Source organism: uncultured Nisaea sp. (assembly GCF_963974195.1).
Lineage (GTDB): Bacteria > Pseudomonadota > Alphaproteobacteria > Thalassobaculales > Thalassobaculaceae > Nisaea.
In genome coordinates this window covers 1-16,262 of record NZ_CAXBDC010000024.1, presented here as the reverse complement: position 1 = coordinate 16,262, position 16,262 = coordinate 1, and the positions used below count along the sequence as shown (strand labels likewise).

Sequence of the window (16,262 nt, the reverse complement as noted above, 5' to 3'; positions counted from 1 at the left end):
AGTCCGGCTAGACAGGGCTTTCTTTCTGCGCCACATCGCCCGGCCCGAATTGCAGTGCGTGCAGATGCGCATAGAGACCGGCATCACCGATGAGTGCATCGTGGGTCCCGCTTTCGACCACGCGCCCGCCATCGAAGACATGGATCACGTCCGCGTGCTGGATGGTCGAAAGCCGGTGGGCAATGACGATGGTTGTCCGCCCCTTCATCAAGACCTTCAGCGCATTCTGGATCTGCCGCTCGGACTCGGTATCCAGCGCGCTGGTGGCCTCGTCCAGCAGCAGGATCGGCGCATCCTTCAGGATGGCCCTGGCAATCGCAAGCCGCTGACGCTGCCCGCCGGAGAGCTTCGTGCCCTGCTCGCCGATCACGGTTTCATAACCGTTCGGCAAAGCCATGATGAAATCATCCGCCGCCGCCGCACGGGCCGCGGCCCGCACTTCCTCATCGCTCGCGCCGAGCCGCCCAAAACGGATATTGTTGATGACGGAATCGTCGAACAGCACGACGTCCTGGCTGACGATGGCAAGCGCTTCGCGGACACTGTCGATGGTCACGGTCCGGATATCGAGCCCGTTGACCATGACGCTTCCGCCCGCCGGATCGTAGAAGCGGGGGATCATCGACAAGACCGTGCTCTTGCCCGCGCCCGAAGGCCCCACCAGCGCCGTGACCTTGCCGGCCGGCGCCTCGAAACTGACGCCATTGAGGGCCGCATCCGGCGTCACACCGCCTTCAACCGGTGCCGCCGCGCCATAGGTAAACCGGACGGCGTCGAACTTTACCGCTCCGGCGGCCCGGGGCAGTGGCCTGGCCCCCGGCGCGTTCTTGATCCTCGGCTCCTGATCAAGCAGCGCGAAAATCCTCTGGGCGGCTGCGAGCCCTTCCTGGAGATTGGTGTTGATCTTGCCCAGCGCCCGCAGCGGCTGATAGGCCATCAGGGTCGCCGCAATGAACGAGAAAAAGGCGCCCGGGGACGTGTGCCCCTCGATCACCCGCGCGCCGCCATAGGCGATCACCGCCGCCACGGCGACCCCGCCGAGAAAGTCAATGATCGGCTGCGGAGCTGCCTTGACCCGGACACCCCGGTAATTCAGCCGGAAGATCCGTTCCACCAGTCCCTGAATCCGGCCGGTCTCATTCTCCTCCAGACCAAAGGACTTGATCATCCGGATGCCCTGGAATCCCTGGGTCAGCAGGGTGGTCATCGCGCCCATTTCCATCTGCGTGTCGGCCGAGACCCGGCGCATCCGCTTGCCGAGCTGCCGGATCGGATAGGCCGAGAGCGGAGCGACGATGAAGGTGATGCAGGCCAGCATCCACTCCTGATAAAACATCACCGCGACCAGGAAAATGACGGAGAGTGTATCCCGTCCAAGCCCGACCAGAGCATTCGCCACCGCATTGCGCATCGCATTGATATCGAACGTGAAATGCGAGATCAGAGTGCCGCTGTGCCGGTCCTGGAACAGGCCGAGATCGAGATGGATCAGATGCCGGTAGAGCCGGGCCTGGGTATCCGCGACCACACGCTGGCCGACATAGCCGACGAGCACTTCCTGCACATAGGTCGCAACGCTCTTTACGAAGAAGGTCGCAACCACGGCACCGGCGACCAGCCAGAGCACCGACAGATCCTTTTCGATGAAAATCTTGTTCACCATCGGGTCCATCAGCCAGGCCGATGCGGCGGTCGCGCCGGCGACCAGCACCATGCAGATGACCGCGAGGATCAATCGTCCCGTATAAGGCCTGACAAGATCCCGAACCACGCGCCGCAGCAGCGACAGACTGGCTTCATCCGTGATCCTGATTTTTGTCCGGTCCGATTTTTTGGCCATTCAGTTCAATCCATGTAAGACGCGCCCTGCATATAGCATGGCACCACCTGATCGCCACCGATTTGCAGGGCGTAAATCACGCCAGCGCCCACAATCCCCACCGGACCATGTTGATTTAAATTCGGTATCCCGTACTATTGCGTCACCGTATTCAAGTTCATCCGATCAATCGGATAAGCGCCTAACAAAGCAAGAATAATAATCGGCGCACAGGTTTGGCAAAACAGGAGGCTCTAATGAAATCGAACAACAAGCTCGCGTCAGCACTGGGTGCCGGCGTTTCCCGTCGAGGTTTTCTTGGCGGCACCGCAGCACTCGGCGTAACAGCCGCATCCACTTCAACATTGCTGGGTAAAAAAGCCTACGCAGCCAAAAAGGGCGGCCATTTGCGGGCCGGTATTGCGCACGGTTCGACCACTGATTCGCTCGATCCGGCGACCTGGGAAAACGGCTTCTCGCTGTCCCTCGACTACACCCTGTTCAATCATCTCGGCGAAGTCGACCACACCGGCGCCGTGCAGCCGGAACTGGCGGAAAGCTGGGAAGCCTCCCCGGACGCCAAGGTCTGGTCCTTCAAGCTGCGCAAGGATGTCGAATTCCACAACGGCAAGACCCTTGAAGCCTCCGACGTGATCGCCTCCATCGAATATCACATGGGCGAAGACACCAAGTCCGCGGCGAAATCCCTGCTGACGCAGGTCGCGTCGATGAAGTCCGATGGCAAGAATGAAGTCATCATCGAACTCAAGGCCGGCAACGCCGACTTCCCGTATGTGATCAGCGATTATCATATCGCCATCAAGCCGGCCAAGAACGGCAAGATCGACCCGACCGAAGGCATCGGCACCGGCCCGTACGTGCTCGAGAGCTACGAGCCGGGCGTGCGGATGAAAGCGACCAAGAACAAGAACTACTTCAAGTCCGACCGTGGCCATTTCGACTCCGTCGAGCTGATCACCATCATCGACCTCGCCGCCCGTCAGAACGCTCTGACCACCGGTGAAATCGACATGATGGACCGGGCTGACCTGAAGACGGTGCACCTTCTGAAGCGGTCGAAGGGCATCAATGTCATGGAGACGGTGGGCTACAAGCACTACACCATGCCGATGCGAACCGACACGGCGCCTTTCGACAAGAACGACCTGCGTCTGGCGCTGAAATATTCCCTCGACCGTGAAGAGCTGGTGAAGAAGATCCTGCGTGGCCACGGCGTTGTCGGTAACGACCACCCGATCAGCCCGACCAACCAGTATCACGCGGGCGATCTTGCCCAGCGGATGTACGATCCGGACAAGGCGAAGTTCCACTTCAAGAAAGCCGGCATGGAAGGCACGACGATCCAGCTTTCCGCCGCCGACGCGGCTTTCCCGGGCGCCGTCGACGCTGCCGTGCTCTACAAGGAGCATGCGGCCAAGGCAGGCATCGATATCGAAGTCGTGCGCGAGCCGAATGACGGCTACTGGTCGAACGTCTGGATGAAAAAGGGCTGGTGCGCCTGCTATTGGGGCGGCCGTCCGACCGAAGACTGGATGTTCACCACGGCTTATGCCGCCGGCGCGGACTGGAACGACACGTTCTGGAAACATGACCGGTTCAACGAGCTGCTCCTCGCGGCCCGCGCCGAGCTCGACAGCGACAAGCGCCGGACCATGTATTACGAGATGCAGGAAATCGTCAGCAATGACGGTGGCGTTGTCGTCCCGATGTTCGCCAACTATGTGTTCGCCGCATCCGACAAGATCGTGCCGTCCGAGCAGATGGCCGGTAACTGGGAAATCGACGGCTGTAAATTTGCGGAACGGTGGTCCTTCGCCTGAAGGAGGTCACCCGCATGACACAAATCCTGAAAATGGTTGCCCAGCGCTTTGCGCTGGGCTTCCTTACGCTTTTTATTGTTTCGCTCATTATTTTTCTCGGAATCGAGCTTCTTCCAGGCGATATCGCGGAAGAAATTCTCGGCCAGAGCGCCACACCCGAGACCGTTGCCGCGTTCCGCGCTGAACTCGGCCTCGATGTCCCCGCACATATCCGGTATTTCGACTGGCTCTGGGGCATGCTCCAGGGCGATATGGGCCGCTCCCTTGCCAACAAGCGCGAGATATCCGAGCTGATCGGCCTGCGCTTCGGCAACACGCTGTTCCTTGCCGTTACCGCTGCCGCGATATCCGTACCGCTCGCTCTGACGCTCGGGGTCCTGGCCGCGCTGTACCGCCATTCCTTCTACGATCGCGCGGTCAACGTGGTGACACTGAGCTCCATTTCGTTTCCTGAATTCTTTGTCGCATACATCCTGATCTTCCTGCTTTCAGTGACCTTCCCGATCTTCCCCTCCATCGCCAATATCAGCGATACGACCCCCTTCTGGGAAAAGGTCTACAAGGTCCTGCTGCCCGCCCTGACACTCACCCTCGTCGTTGTCGCGCACATGATGCGGATGACACGTGCGGCAATCATCAACCTGCTCGCCAGCCCCTATATCGAGATGGCAAACTTGAAGGGCCTCAGCCGGGCACGGGTCATCGTCAAGCACGCCCTGCCGAACGCGCTCGCGCCGATCATCAATGTCGTCGTGATCAACCTCGCCTATCTGATTGTCGGCGTGGTCGTGGTCGAGGTGGTGTTCGTCTATCCGGGTCTCGGCCAGCTCATGGTCGACTCGGTCTCGAAGCGCGACCTGCCCGTGGTGCAGGCATCCGCCATGATCTTTGCCGGCACATACGTTTTGCTCAACCTGCTCGCGGATATCTTGTCGATCCTGACAAACCCGCGCCTGTTGCATCCGCGTTGAGGGAGGAAGTCCAATGAACGCCACCCTCAAACTGCTGTCTGGCGCACCATGGAGCGCCAAGTTCGGCATTGTCGTCATTCTTGGCTACGCCTTCGTCGCCATCTTCGCACCGGTGCTGACGCCTTATGGCGAAACGGAAATCGTCGGCGCGGAATTCGAGCTCTGGGGCGAGGAATTCATTCTCGGCACCGACAGTCTCGGCCGGGACATGCTGACCCGGCTGATCTACGGCGCGCGAAACACCATCGGTATCGCCTTCCTGACAACCGGCCTCGCCTTCGCACTGGGCTCCGTGATGGGCTTTCTTGCGGCGGCCATTTCAGGCTGGGTCGACCAGTTGCTCTCGCGCATCGTCGATGTGCTGATGGCGATCCCGGCCCTGATCTTCGGCCTCCTCGTCCTCACCATCGTCGGCACCTCGATCGTCAACATGGTGCTGGTCATCGCCGTCCTTGAATCGACCCGTGTGTTCCGTCTGGCCCGCGCGGTGGCGATGGGTGTCGTGGTCATGGATTACGTCGAGGCGGCCCGTCTGCGCGGTGAAGGTCTGTGGTGGATCATGAGCCGCGAAGTGCTGCCGAATGCCCTGCCCCCGCTGGTGGCGGAATTCGGCCTGCGCTTCTGCTTCGTGTTCCTCTTCATCAGCGCCCTCAGCTTCCTTGGCCTCGGCATTCAGCCGCCGACAGCCGACTGGGGCAGCATGGTGCGTGACAACGCCACCCTCATGACCTTCGGCGACATCACCCCTCTGGTGCCGGCAGCGGCCATTGCGCTGCTGACTGTCGCCGTGAATTTCGTCGTCGACTGGTTCCTTCACAAGGCAAGCGGATTGAAAGAATGAGCGAGCAAAGCGACCAAAACATTCTCCTTCGTATCCGCGGATTGCGTATCGAGGGCATGAGCGGCGATAGCTGGCAGGAAATCGTGCACGGGGTCGATCTCGACCTGCGCAAGGGCGAGGTTCTCGGCCTGATCGGCGAATCCGGGGCCGGTAAATCCACAATCGGCCTCGCCGCCATGGGCTACGCCCGGGACGGCTGCCGGATCACCGGCGGCGAGATCCAGTTCGACGGCATGGATCTGGCTGCGATGGAGGAATCCGAAAAGCGGCATATCTGGGGATCCCGCATCGCCTATGTCGCGCAGAGTGCGGCAGCCGCCTTTAACCCGGCGCACCGGTTGATCGACCAGTTCACCGAAGCACCGGTGCAGCATGGCCTCTCGGACAAGTCCACCTCTCAGGAAGAAGCCCGCGAGCTTTTCGCCCGGTTGCAACTGCCCGATCCGGATGGCATCGGTCTGCGCTATCCGCACCAGGTCTCGGGCGGCCAGCTACAGCGCGCCATGACCGCCATGGCGATGTCCTGCAAACCGGACCTGATCATCTTCGACGAGCCGACAACCGCGCTCGATGTGACCACCCAGATCGAGGTCCTGGCCGCGATCCGCGATGCCGTCGAGGCCTTCGATACGGCCGCCATCTACATCACCCACGATCTCGCCGTCGTCGCCCAGATGGCGGACCGGATCATGGTGCTGCGGCACGGCAATCTAGTCGAGGAAGGCGAAACCCGCTCCATGCTGGCCGACCCGAAGGAAGCCTATACGCAGAACCTTCTGGCCGTGCGCAGCTTCAAGAGCGAGGAGATGGCCAACCCGGTCGGTGAAGAGCCACTGCTCCGGGTCGACAACGTCACGGCAAGCTATGGCGACGTGCCGGTCCTGCATGGCGTGTCCGTCGATATTCACAAGAAGCGGACGGTTGCGGTTGTCGGGGAATCGGGCTCCGGCAAGAGCACGCTTGCCCGGGTCATCACCGGTCTGTTGCCGGCCTCGTCCGGCAGTGTCAGCTATAATGGCGAGATCCTGCCTCTCAGCTACAAGCAGCGCGACAAGAGCCAGCTCCGCCGCATGCAGATGATCTACCAGATGCCGGACACGGCGCTTAATCCACGCCAGCGCATCCGGGACATCATCGGCCGGCCGGTCGCCTTCTATCTCGGGCTGAGCGGCAAGCAACTGGAAGACCGGGTGCGCGAGCTGCTGTCCCTGATCGAGCTGGAGCCGGACGACTATATCGACCGGCTGTCGACGGAACTTTCCGGCGGCCAGAAGCAGCGCATCTGCATCGCCCGCGCGCTTGCGGCCGAGCCGCAGCTGATCATCTGCGACGAGGTCACCTCAGCGCTCGACCAGCTTGTCGCCGAAGAGATCCTGAAACTGCTGCAACGCCTGCAGGATGAGCTCGACCTGTCCTACATGTTCATCACCCATGACCTTGCGACGGTGCGCGCCATCGCGGACGAGGTTGTGGTGATGCTGCAGGGTGAGGTCGTGGAGCACGGCTCGAAGACGGAAATGTTCAAGCCGCCGCACCATGATTATACCGACCTGCTGCTGTCCTCCGTGCCGGAGATGGATCCGGACTGGCTCGACAACCTGCTGGCCGAACGGGCCGAGCTGGCGAAACAGGGCCGGGTTCTGAAAGCCGCAGACCACTAAACCGAAGGCGCCTGGAGCCTCAATGCAAACTGTCGGACAATTTCCGCATGCCGTGCGGGAAATCGAAAACTGCTGGATTACCCTCAGTGACGGCTGCCGCGTGGCCGCGCGGATCTGGCTTCCGGAAGGGGCCGAGAATGCCCCGGTCCCGGCGATCCTCGAATATCTCCCCTACCGCAAGCGGGACGGAACCTCTGTCCGCGATGCCCTGACCCATCCCTATTTCGCCGGCCATGGCTATGCCGCCATCCGCGTCGACATGCGTGGCAATGGTGAGTCCGACGGCATCATGGAAGACGAATATCTGGCGCAGGAACAGGACGACGCGCTGGAGGTGATCGACTGGATCACCAGCCAGCCCTGGTGCTCCGGCGCCGTCGGCATGATCGGCATCTCCTGGGGCGGCTTCAACGGATTGCAGGTCGCCTATCGCCAGCCCGAAGCCCTGAAGGCCGTGATCACCATCTGCTCCACGGATGACCGCTATGCGGACGACATCCACTACAAGGGCGGGGCGATGCTGAACGAGAATATGGGCTGGTCCTCGACCATGCTGTCCTATTCCTCGCGGCCGCCGGACCCGGCGCTGGTCGGCGAGAGCTGGCGCGAGACCTGGCTGAAACGGCTTGAGGCCGAACCATTGCTGATCGCCAACTGGCTGCACCACCAGACCCGCGACGCATTCTGGAAACATGGCTCGGTCTGCGAGGATTATTCCCGCATGACCGTCCCGGTACTGGCCGTCGGCGGCTGGTCCGATGCCTACAGCAACGCGGTGCCGCGCATGCTGGAAAACCTGCCGGGCTTCGTGCGCGGTATTGTCGGGCCCTGGTTACACAAGTATCCGCATTTCGCCGTTCCCGGCCCGGCCATCGGCTTCCTGCAGGAATGCCTGCGCTGGTGGGATCACTGGCTGAAGGGAATCGATCGTGGCGTCGAACAGGACCCGGCCTTCCGGGTCTATATGCAGAACTCCGTGCCGCCGAAAGCCGCCTACGAGACCCGCGACGGACGCTGGCTCGGCGAGCAGAGCTGGCCCAGCCCTAACGTGGAGGCCACGCGCTTCTATCTGCAAGACGGCCGCCTGAAGGACACAGCTGGCGGCACATCAGAAACCCTGATCCGCTCGCCGGAGACTGTCGGGCAGGCTGGCGGGGAATACTGCATGATCTGGCTTGGCCCCGAAGGGCCGACGGATCAGCGGGTAGACGATGCGGGCTCCGTCTGTTTCGAGACCGCGCCGCTGGACGGCCGGATAGAAATTCTCGGCGCGCCCATACTCGATCTGGAAATCTCGTCGGACAAGCCGGTCGCCCATCTGATCGCCCGGCTGAACGACATCGCGCCGGACGGATCGGCGACCCGGATCACCTACGGCGTGCTGAACCTGACCCACAGGGACAGCCACGAGCATCCGGAATCGCTTTCACCGGGCGAACGCTATCGCGTGTCTCTCCGGCTGGACGATATCGCCTATGCCGTGCCTCCGGGCCACCGGGTACGGATCGCCCTGTCGACCAACTACTGGCCGATGATCTGGCCTGCACCGGAAGCCGCGACAATAACCCTCCAGGAAGGCAGCAGCAACCTCTCCCTGCCCCTGCGCCCCACGGACGGCACCGATGCCCCCTATGAGCCCTTTGCCGCAGCAGAGGCGGCTCCTCCGCTGCAGAAGGATATCCTCCGGCCTGCAACGAACACGCGGACGATCACGACCGACGCGGAAACAGGCCGTCAGAGCATTTCGATCCTGGACGATTTCGGCTCTGACCGGATTGTAGAGATCGACCTGACGACCGACCATGTCGCGCGGGAGACCTACTCAATCCAGCCCGGCGACCCGCTCAGCGCGCGGATGGAGACCCACTGGAGCCAGGGCCTCTCCCGAGGCGACTGGAACGTCAGCACGGAGACCTATTGCACGCTGACCGGTGATGCGACCCATTTCCATGTCACCGGCCGGATCGAGGCATACGAGTCGGGTAAGTTGATCTTCGATAAGGATTTCGAAGAATCGATCCCCCGCAACATGCTCTGATCCTGGCGCTCGCCTACTCGGCGGGCGCAACCCGGATATCCTGGAAGAAACTCGTACTGAGCATGCGGAGGCGGCGGCTGAGGGCACTCATGGCATCGGCCGTCGCATCGACCTCCCGCGCCGCGTCCTCGCTCTGCACCGTCGCCTGGGCGAGACTGGCAATGCCGGAATTGACCTCGTTGCTTGCCGCCGCCGCGCTGTCGGCACTGCTCGCGATCTCACGGGTTGCCTGCGTTTGCGCCGTCATGGCGGAAACCGCATCCTGGGTATTGCGGTCAATCGAGGCGACGCTTTCGATTGCCTCGCCGATGGCGGACACCGCGGCGTCGATGACGGACCGCATTTCGGCAACCTGACGCGAAATCTGCAAAGCCGCATCTTCGGTTTGCCCGGCGAGCGATTTCACCTCGCCGGCAACCACCGCGAAGCCGCGCCCCATCTCACCGGCCCGTGCCGCCTCGATTGTCGCGTTCATGGCCAGCAGGTTCGTCTGATGGGCAACCGAGCTGATGATATCGGCGAAACCGCCGACCTCGCCTGCCAGTGCCGTCAGCTGCCCCACGGTCGCGGTCGTGCTCTCCGCCCGCTGGGAGGCCAGGGCGGAGGATTCAGCAGCAGCACGGATAACAAGCCCGAGATCCGATATGGAGCGGTCGAGAGAAGCCGCCGCATCAGATACACCGCCCGCACCGGCCGCCGCCGTGCCTGATGCCGAGCGGGCTTTCTCCGCGCTTCCGGCGGCGCCGGAAACCGAATCCTTCATCGTCCGGGTAACGTCTTCCATTCGCTGTGTTGCGTCCGCGACCTCGGCGAGGATCTGCCCGATCTCCTTCTCGAAGGATTTCAGGATCAGCTCGCGGCGCTCGACTTCCTGCGCCTGCGCATCATGTGCCGCACTTGTACGCTCCTGCAACAGGGCGTTCTCATCCAGCACCGACTGGAACTGCCCGACACGGCGCGCGATCGTGCCGATCTCATCCTTGCGCTCAAGATAGGGGACCGTCACCGGCTCCATTGCAGACACGGCCCTGATCGCTTGCGTCACCCGCTCAAGCGGCCGGGTGACGATGATCCGGCTTGACGCATAGGCGGCGGCAATGGCCAGCAAGGTGCCGGCAGCGGCCATGATCGCCAGCAATCCCCGGGCCTGCGCGGCAAAAACCTGCAACTCGTCTTCCTTGGCCAGGATCTTTTCATTCTCCTGCACGATCGCGTTGCGGATTTGCTCCGCCGCCAGTGCTTCGTCCGCCAGCTCCCCTTTCACGATTGCCAGCCGTTGCTCGAGGCTGGCCGCGTTGAAGAGGTCGGCGATCTTCCCGTTGGCCGCGTCGGCATTTACACCGGGGATGATCAGCTCGGTCACCGCTTCACTGTATTCGCCCCCTTCGAACACGCCGAAGGAGATAGCGGCGCCGCCATCCACATCCTCGACAACGAACTTCGCTTCCTTCTGGAGATCACGGCGCTGTTTGCGTTTTTTGTATCGGGCAACGATGGCATCGCGGCCCGCATGCAGAACCTCCGTCGCGCCATTCTTGGTGGCCCAGCTCTTCAGTTCCGCCGACGGGTTTACTTCAAGCCTTTGCGGGATCTGGAAATAGTTCTGCTGCAGGATCATCACCTGCGACCGGAGGTCCTGATTCATCGCCCGGAGCAAGGCCGCCCGCTGGTCCTCTCTCTCGGCGACCATCGACACGACGATATAGATAGCGGCCAGAAATCCGGCGAAGACCAGAGCCGTCATCACGGCGGCCGACAGAACCAGCTTCGTGCTGATACGGGAGCCGAGACTCGAGGAGGACTCGCGCGGCTCCGTCTCCATCCCGACATCCTGCTGTTCGAAGGCAATGTCCGACATCACACTCTCTTGCGCTTGTAACGGGTTCCACACCTGCAACAGGCATCCGGGCCTGAAGACGGGTTATGACGGACCAGGCCGCCACAGCGTTATGAACGTTTGAGAGTTAATTCCGGCTGCTACCGAGAGCAAATGACGGTTTGATGTAAAGAGCAGCCAATTCCCGGCTAATTTACATAAATTTGACAACAAAAAACCCCGCCGGAGCGGGGTCTTTCGAAACGTTTTATGTTCGTTTAAGCGATCCGGGTTCTACTGAAGCCGGGCCGGAAGATCAGCGACCGCGTTCTTGACGATCTTGTCGTTGACCTCGGCCGTCATCTTTTCGGCCAGCAGATTACCGGTCGCCACCATTGCCAGTTCGACGGCCTGATTGCGAACATCCTGAAGAGCCTGAGCTTCAGCGCGCGCGATTTTCTCGGCGGCCTGTTCTTCACGGCGTTTCAGCGTTTCCGTCAGATGCTGCTTCGCGTCCTTGCGGATACGGGCAGCCTCTTCCTTGGCGTGAGCAACAATGTCTTCGGCTTCCTTGAGCGCATCACGCTGAAGGCGCTGATAGTTCGCCAGAGCAGCCTGTGCTTCTTCGCGCAGGGCTTCAGCTTCCTTCAGCTGGGCACCGATGGCCGCGGACTTAACGTCCAGCATGCCGCCGACCTTCGAGACGACCGGCTTGATCGCGGCAATAACGAAGATGATAAAGGCAACAGCGACCCAGCCTGAAGCACCCAGGCCCAGTAATGTCGGATCATGTTCCATCACTTCGTCTCCATGGCCAGTGCAACCGCCTTCTTGAGGTCGGTCTTGGTCACCTTGACACCAATCAGCTTGGCAACCGCATCACCAGCAACCTCACTCACCACGTCCTTGACGTTCGCGAGAGCTTCGGTGCGGGCTTCATCGATCCGGGCCTCGGCTTCCTTGACCTGCTTGGCTGCGACAGCATCGGCTTCCGCCTCTGCTTTCGCATTCTTGCCGGCAGCTTCGTCCTTGGTCTTGCCGATCAGCTTCTGGGCAGAGCCACGGGCATCCGCCAGAGCTTTCTCGTAGTTGGCCTGAACCTCTTCGGCATCCGCCTTGAGCTTCCCTGCCTTGTCGAGATCCTCGGCAATCCGGCTATGCCGTTCTTCCAGCACATACTCGATGCGCGGGATGGCAATCTTTGACATCGCGATATAGAGCACGATGAACGTGACAAAGAGCCAGAAGATCTGGGTCGGAAACGTGCCGACATCGAGCTGCGGCAAGGTACCGCCGCCGCCACTTTCGCTGGCAGCCATGGCTCCATTGGCAATCAGCGCAAGGGCGCTGGTGCCACCGAGCACAGCCGAAAATCTGAGCAAGCGCTTCATACCGCTGTCCAATTCCGTTCCAGGATTCTCGTTAAACCGGAGAGAGCCGCACCGCATCCGCGGCCAGCGGCTCTCACTCAAACCGGTCTTAGGAGAACAGGATCAGGAACGCGATCAGCAGCGCGAAGAGCGCCACGGCTTCGGTCAGGGCGAAGCCCAGAATGCCGATGCCGAAGACTTCGCTACGCGCCGCCGGGTTGCGGGCGATGGAAGCAACGAGGGTGGAGAAGATATTTCCGATACCAACGCCGACACCCATAAGGGCAATAACAGCGATACCGGCGCCAATCATCTTCGCGGCTTCAACGTCCATGTTCAAATCCTTCCTTTGGATCAGGTAGTGCACATATCAGGCCGGAGATCCGGCCCGGTTTCTGGTTCCCTCAGGCCTCAGTGCAGATGGATCGCATCGTGCAGGTAGAGGCAGGTGAGAATGGTGAAAACATAGGCCTGGAGCACCGCCACCAGGATTTCGAAGGCGGTCAGTGCCACAATCAAGGCAAGGGGCGCAACCCCAAAGACACCGAGAGCGACGACAAAGCCGCCGAACACCTTCAGCATCGTGTGGCCGGCCATCATGTTCGCGAACAGACGAACAGAAAGGCTGACCGGACGCACGAAATAGGAAATCACCTCGATCGGGATCAACAGCGGCGCCATGTAGACAGGCGCGCCGGACGGGAAGAAGAAGGTGAAGAATTTCAGGCCATGGCGTGCCAGCGCGATCAGCGTCACGCCGATGAACACAACGAATGCCATGGCAAAAGTCACGATGATCTGGCTCGTCGGCGTGTAGTGAATGCCGGGGAACGGGATCATGCCGAACAGGTTACAGGCCAGGATGAACATGAAGAGGGAGAAAATGAAGGGGAAGTACTTGCGTCCCTCGCTGCCGACATTCTCTTTCACCATGTTGGCGACGAATTCGTAGGAGAGCTCGGCCATCAGCTGCCAGCGACCCGGCACCAACTTCCGGCTGCTCATCGACAGGGTCAGGAATCCGACAATGCCGACAATCGCGACGACCATCATGGCCGCGGAATTGGTGAAGGAGAGATCAATCCCGCCGACCTCGATCTGGGGGCCGTAAGATTTCAGCTCAAACTGTGCGACCGGTGATGCCACGACTCGTTCCCCTATTCGTCACCGGCCCGATCATCGGGCCGTTTGTCTGTCGGAGACCGGCGGTAACCCATCTGCAATCCTTCTCCCGTCGCGGCGCGGTAGACATTCATCATGCCGCCGGCAGCGCCCAGAAAGAAGAACAGGATGAGCAGCCAGGGACCGGTCCCAAGCCATCTGTCCAAGAAGTACCCGATACCGGCGCCAACACCGACTCCGGCAACCAGCTCCACCCCGATCCGCATCGCCATTCCGAGACCTTCGGAAGCCATGGAACCGCGACTGCCTTTCGGACCACCTTCATTTTTATCCTCGCCACGCGCTCGCCTTAATCTGGTGTCCAGATCGTCGAGTGAGGGAGGATCGCTAGGCTTGTCACCTGTCATGAAGCGAGCCCGATTGGCCGAAGCCAGTTGATGTACCCCACCTCCGCCAGCCAAGGCCCGCGAAAGCGCCGCAAACATACGGAGGGGTCCTTTCGCTGTCAAGGCGGAAGCCGCACTGCGAAAACACGCTTAATTTGTTGATTTATATATATTTTTCCAATTGCGACGATGAAGAGCTCTTCTAAACCGCGTCGCGAAGCTCCACCGCGCCCGCCAAATCGACGGAAACGAGCTGGCTGACACCTCGTTCAGCCATGGTGACTCCGAACAGCCGGTCCATCCGCGCCATGGTCAGCCGGTGGTGGGTAATGACCAGAAACCGGGTCCCCGTGGTCTTGCTGATTTCCTGCAGCAGGGTGCAGAACCGGTCCACGTTCGTGTCGTCGAGCGGCGCGTCGACCTCGTCGAGCACGCAGATCGGCGACGGATTGGTCAGGAATGCCGCGAAAACCAGGGCCACCGCGGTCAAGGCCTGCTCGCCGCCGGACAGCAGGGACATGACCTGCATCTTCTTGCCCGGCGGGCTGGCCATGATTTCCAGCCCGGCATCGAGCGGATCGTCATCCTCGACCATCTTCAGATGCGCCTGCCCGCCACCGAACAGCCGGCTGAACAGATCCTTGAAATGGGCGTTCACCCGCTCGAAGGATTCGAGCAACCGCTCCCGGCCTTCCCGGTTCAGGGTCTGGATCGCGCCGCGCAGCCGGGAGATCGCCTGGATCAGATCGTCCCGCTCGCTCTCCATCCCGGCGATTCTCTGCTCCAGCTCCTCGACTTCCTGCTCCGCCCGCAGGTTCACAGCCCCGATCCGATCCCGCTCCCGGGTGAGGCGTTCCAGCCGGTTGCTGACCTCGTCCGCGTCCGGCAACGGGCCCTCGGGATCGATCCCGGCTTTCGTCAGAATCTCGTCCGGACGGCATTTCAGGCGCTCGGCAATCCTCTCCCGCAGGGCATTGGTCGCCTGATTGATCTGCTCCAGCGCGCCCTCGGCCCGGATGTGCGTCTCACGCGCTTCCGCCAGTTCCCGCTCCGCCTGACGCGCCACCTCATCGGCCGAGCGCTGACGGATCTCCGCCTCGCTCAACACATCCGCCGCCTGCTTCCGCTTGGCCTCGGACTGGGTGATCTGGTCGATCAGCGCCTTGCGCTGGGTCTCGATTTCCGCCGGGCGCGCGTCCAGCCGGGCGATATCCGTCCGTTCCGCGATCTGCCGCTCGGTCAGCTCTTCCTTGCGTGAGGCCGCCCGTTCGTTCCGGTCCGACCAGGAACGGAGTTCGCCTTCGATGGCGGACAGCCGGGTGCGCCGGACTTCCGCTTCCCGAACCAGATGATCATGGGCGCTTCGGGCTTCCGCCAGGGCGTTGCGGGTCTCCGCCAGCTCCTGCCGCAGCGCGGCACTCTCGGCCCGCAGGGTGGCAACATCGTCCAGCTCGACCTCCGCCGCCTCGGCGGACACACGCTGGCGCTCGGCTTCCTCGATCTCGCCCTCGTACCGCGCCCTGGTATCGTCGATGGCGGAGAGCTTCGAGTCGATCTCGGCCAGCAGAGCCGCCAGCTTGGAGCGCCGGGTCCGGGCTACCTCGCTTTCCGTGAAGGCTGCCCGCATGGCTTCGCGCGCGGCCTTCTCGGCCTCCACGGCTTCGCGCTGGGAAGTGCGGGCGGCATCGAATCGCTCGCTCGCTCCGGCCCGGTCCTTTTCCACCACCGCGATTTCAGACTGCAGGGCACCAAGCCGGTTGCGTTGCTGCAGCCGCACGGCCGCACTGCTCGGCGCACCGGGCGCGACAACGAACCCGTCCCAGCGGCACAGCCCGCCATCCCGGCTGACCAGACGCTGGCCATCCTTCAAAGCGGGTTGCAGCGCCTTTGCGCTCTCGTAATCCACAACCACGCCGGTTGCCGCGAGACGGCGCGCCAATGCGGCCGGTCCCGTCACACGCTTTGCCAGAGGCTCCACACTCTCCGGCAGTGAGTTTCCGGCCGGCAACGCGCTTGCGGCATCCGCCCCCATCTTCCCGCTCCAGTAACGCACATGATCGCCGCCCGATTCGGCCAGCGGAGCTGTCAGGTCGTCGCCCAGCGCCGCGCCGAGCGCGGTTTCATAGCCGGGTTCCGCCGAAACGGAATCGAGAATCGGCGCTGCCCCCCCGTCTTCACCGTCACCGGAGAGCAATTGCTCGAGTGCACCGGCCTCCGCCGTGAGTTTCGCCAGCCCGGCTTCGATCTGCTGCAAGGCCTCCCGGGCGGCGCTTTCGGCTTCCGAAGCCGCTTCCCGGGCGGCTTCCGATCCGTCTGCCGCCGCACGTGCCGCCTCCAGCGCCGCTTCGGCCGCCGTCACCGCCTGCTCCGCCGCCTCGACTTCCCCCGGCCCCGCCG

12 protein-coding genes and 1 pseudogene are annotated in these 16,262 nt (G+C 62.1%); 5 read left to right on the top strand and 8 right to left on the bottom strand.

Annotated elements, in window-relative coordinates:
* Nucleotides 1-7: 7 nt before the first annotated feature.
* Nucleotides 8-1,840, bottom strand: coding sequence for an ABC transporter transmembrane domain-containing protein (locus AAC126_RS07525; RefSeq protein WP_339851716.1), 1,833 nt, complete (start codon nt 1,838-1,840; stop codon nt 8-10).
* A gap of 236 nt (nt 1,841-2,076) precedes the next feature.
* Here AAC126_RS07525 and AAC126_RS07520 point away from each other — a divergent pair, with 236 nt between their 5' ends.
* The 5 genes from AAC126_RS07520 to AAC126_RS07500 are packed head-to-tail and all read left to right on the top strand — an operon-like array spanning nt 2,077 to nt 9,171.
* Nucleotides 2,077-3,660 carry an ABC transporter substrate-binding protein gene (locus tag AAC126_RS07520; protein WP_339851713.1) on the top strand — a complete coding sequence of 528 codons (1,584 nt, stop codon included), beginning with the start codon at nt 2,077-2,079 and terminating at the stop codon, nt 3,658-3,660.
* 14 nt (nt 3,661-3,674) lie between these two features.
* Entirely contained in the window at nt 3,675-4,631 is a 957-nt protein-coding gene (locus tag AAC126_RS07515) for an ABC transporter permease (protein ID WP_339851711.1), read from the top strand.
* Nucleotides 4,632-4,644: 13 nt separating this feature from the next.
* Nucleotides 4,645-5,472, top strand: coding sequence for an ABC transporter permease (locus AAC126_RS07510; protein ID WP_339851709.1), 828 nt, complete (start codon nt 4,645-4,647; stop codon nt 5,470-5,472).
* Nucleotides 5,469-7,133: an ABC transporter ATP-binding protein gene (locus tag AAC126_RS07505; RefSeq protein ID WP_339851706.1), complete on the top strand. Its 1,665-nt coding sequence runs from the start codon at nt 5,469-5,471 to the stop codon at nt 7,131-7,133. The genes AAC126_RS07510 and AAC126_RS07505 overlap by 4 nt, the downstream gene beginning before the upstream one ends.
* 22 nt (nt 7,134-7,155) lie before the next feature.
* On the top strand, nt 7,156-9,171 hold the full coding sequence (locus AAC126_RS07500; protein WP_339851703.1) for a CocE/NonD family hydrolase: 2,016 nt from the start codon (nt 7,156-7,158) through the stop codon (nt 9,169-9,171).
* Nucleotides 9,172-9,184: 13 nt separating this feature from the next.
* Here the strand turns inward: AAC126_RS07500 and AAC126_RS07495 are convergent, their stop codons facing one another.
* The 7 genes and pseudogenes from AAC126_RS07495 to AAC126_RS07465 all read right to left on the bottom strand — a co-directional run.
* Entirely contained in the window at nt 9,185-11,029 is a 1,845-nt protein-coding gene (locus AAC126_RS07495; protein ID WP_339851702.1) for a methyl-accepting chemotaxis protein, read from the bottom strand.
* A 252-nt stretch (nt 11,030-11,281) separates the two neighbouring features.
* Nucleotides 11,282-11,785, bottom strand: a complete 504-nt coding sequence (locus AAC126_RS07490) for a F0F1 ATP synthase subunit B (RefSeq protein WP_339851700.1) — start codon at nt 11,783-11,785, stop codon at nt 11,282-11,284.
* Nucleotides 11,785-12,378: a F0F1 ATP synthase subunit B' gene (locus AAC126_RS07485; RefSeq protein WP_339851697.1), complete on the bottom strand. Its 594-nt coding sequence runs from the start codon at nt 12,376-12,378 to the stop codon at nt 11,785-11,787. Before AAC126_RS07485 ends, AAC126_RS07490 begins: the two co-directional genes overlap by 1 nt.
* An 88-nt stretch (nt 12,379-12,466) precedes the next feature.
* Nucleotides 12,467-12,691, bottom strand: a complete 225-nt coding sequence (locus AAC126_RS07480) for an ATP synthase subunit C family protein (protein ID WP_028466437.1) — start codon at nt 12,689-12,691, stop codon at nt 12,467-12,469.
* A 77-nt stretch (nt 12,692-12,768) separates the two neighbouring features.
* Nucleotides 12,769-13,503 carry a F0F1 ATP synthase subunit A gene (locus AAC126_RS07475; protein ID WP_339851689.1) on the bottom strand — a complete coding sequence of 245 codons (735 nt, stop codon included), beginning with the start codon at nt 13,501-13,503 and terminating at the stop codon, nt 12,769-12,771.
* 11 nt (nt 13,504-13,514) lie between these two features.
* Entirely contained in the window at nt 13,515-13,886 is a 372-nt protein-coding gene (locus AAC126_RS07470; protein ID WP_339851687.1) for an AtpZ/AtpI family protein, read from the bottom strand.
* A gap of 181 nt (nt 13,887-14,067) precedes the next feature.
* Nucleotides 14,068-16,262: pseudogene (locus tag AAC126_RS07465) on the bottom strand (chromosome partitioning protein ParA); the annotation flags it as partial.

What these genes read in the sequence shown, in the direction of transcription:
- AAC126_RS07525 (WP_339851716.1), bottom strand. Translation starts at nt 1,840, where the DNA reads ATGGCCAAAAAATCGGACCGGACAAAAATCAGGATCACGGATGAAGCC.
- AAC126_RS07520 (WP_339851713.1), top strand. Translation starts at nt 2,077, where the DNA reads ATGAAATCGAACAACAAGCTCGCGTCAGCACTGGGTGCCGGCGTTTCC.
- AAC126_RS07515 (WP_339851711.1), top strand. Translation starts at nt 3,675, where the DNA reads ATGACACAAATCCTGAAAATGGTTGCCCAGCGCTTTGCGCTGGGCTTC.
- AAC126_RS07510 (WP_339851709.1), top strand. Translation starts at nt 4,645, where the DNA reads ATGAACGCCACCCTCAAACTGCTGTCTGGCGCACCATGGAGCGCCAAG.
- AAC126_RS07505 (WP_339851706.1), top strand. Translation starts at nt 5,469, where the DNA reads ATGAGCGAGCAAAGCGACCAAAACATTCTCCTTCGTATCCGCGGATTG.
- AAC126_RS07500 (WP_339851703.1), top strand. Translation starts at nt 7,156, where the DNA reads ATGCAAACTGTCGGACAATTTCCGCATGCCGTGCGGGAAATCGAAAAC.
- AAC126_RS07495 (WP_339851702.1), bottom strand. Translation starts at nt 11,029, where the DNA reads ATGTCGGACATTGCCTTCGAACAGCAGGATGTCGGGATGGAGACGGAG.
- AAC126_RS07490 (WP_339851700.1), bottom strand. Translation starts at nt 11,785, where the DNA reads ATGGAACATGATCCGACATTACTGGGCCTGGGTGCTTCAGGCTGGGTC.
- AAC126_RS07485 (WP_339851697.1), bottom strand. Translation starts at nt 12,378, where the DNA reads ATGAAGCGCTTGCTCAGATTTTCGGCTGTGCTCGGTGGCACCAGCGCC.
- AAC126_RS07480 (WP_028466437.1), bottom strand. Translation starts at nt 12,691, where the DNA reads ATGGACGTTGAAGCCGCGAAGATGATTGGCGCCGGTATCGCTGTTATT.
- AAC126_RS07470 (WP_339851687.1), bottom strand. Translation starts at nt 13,886, where the DNA reads ATGACAGGTGACAAGCCTAGCGATCCTCCCTCACTCGACGATCTGGAC.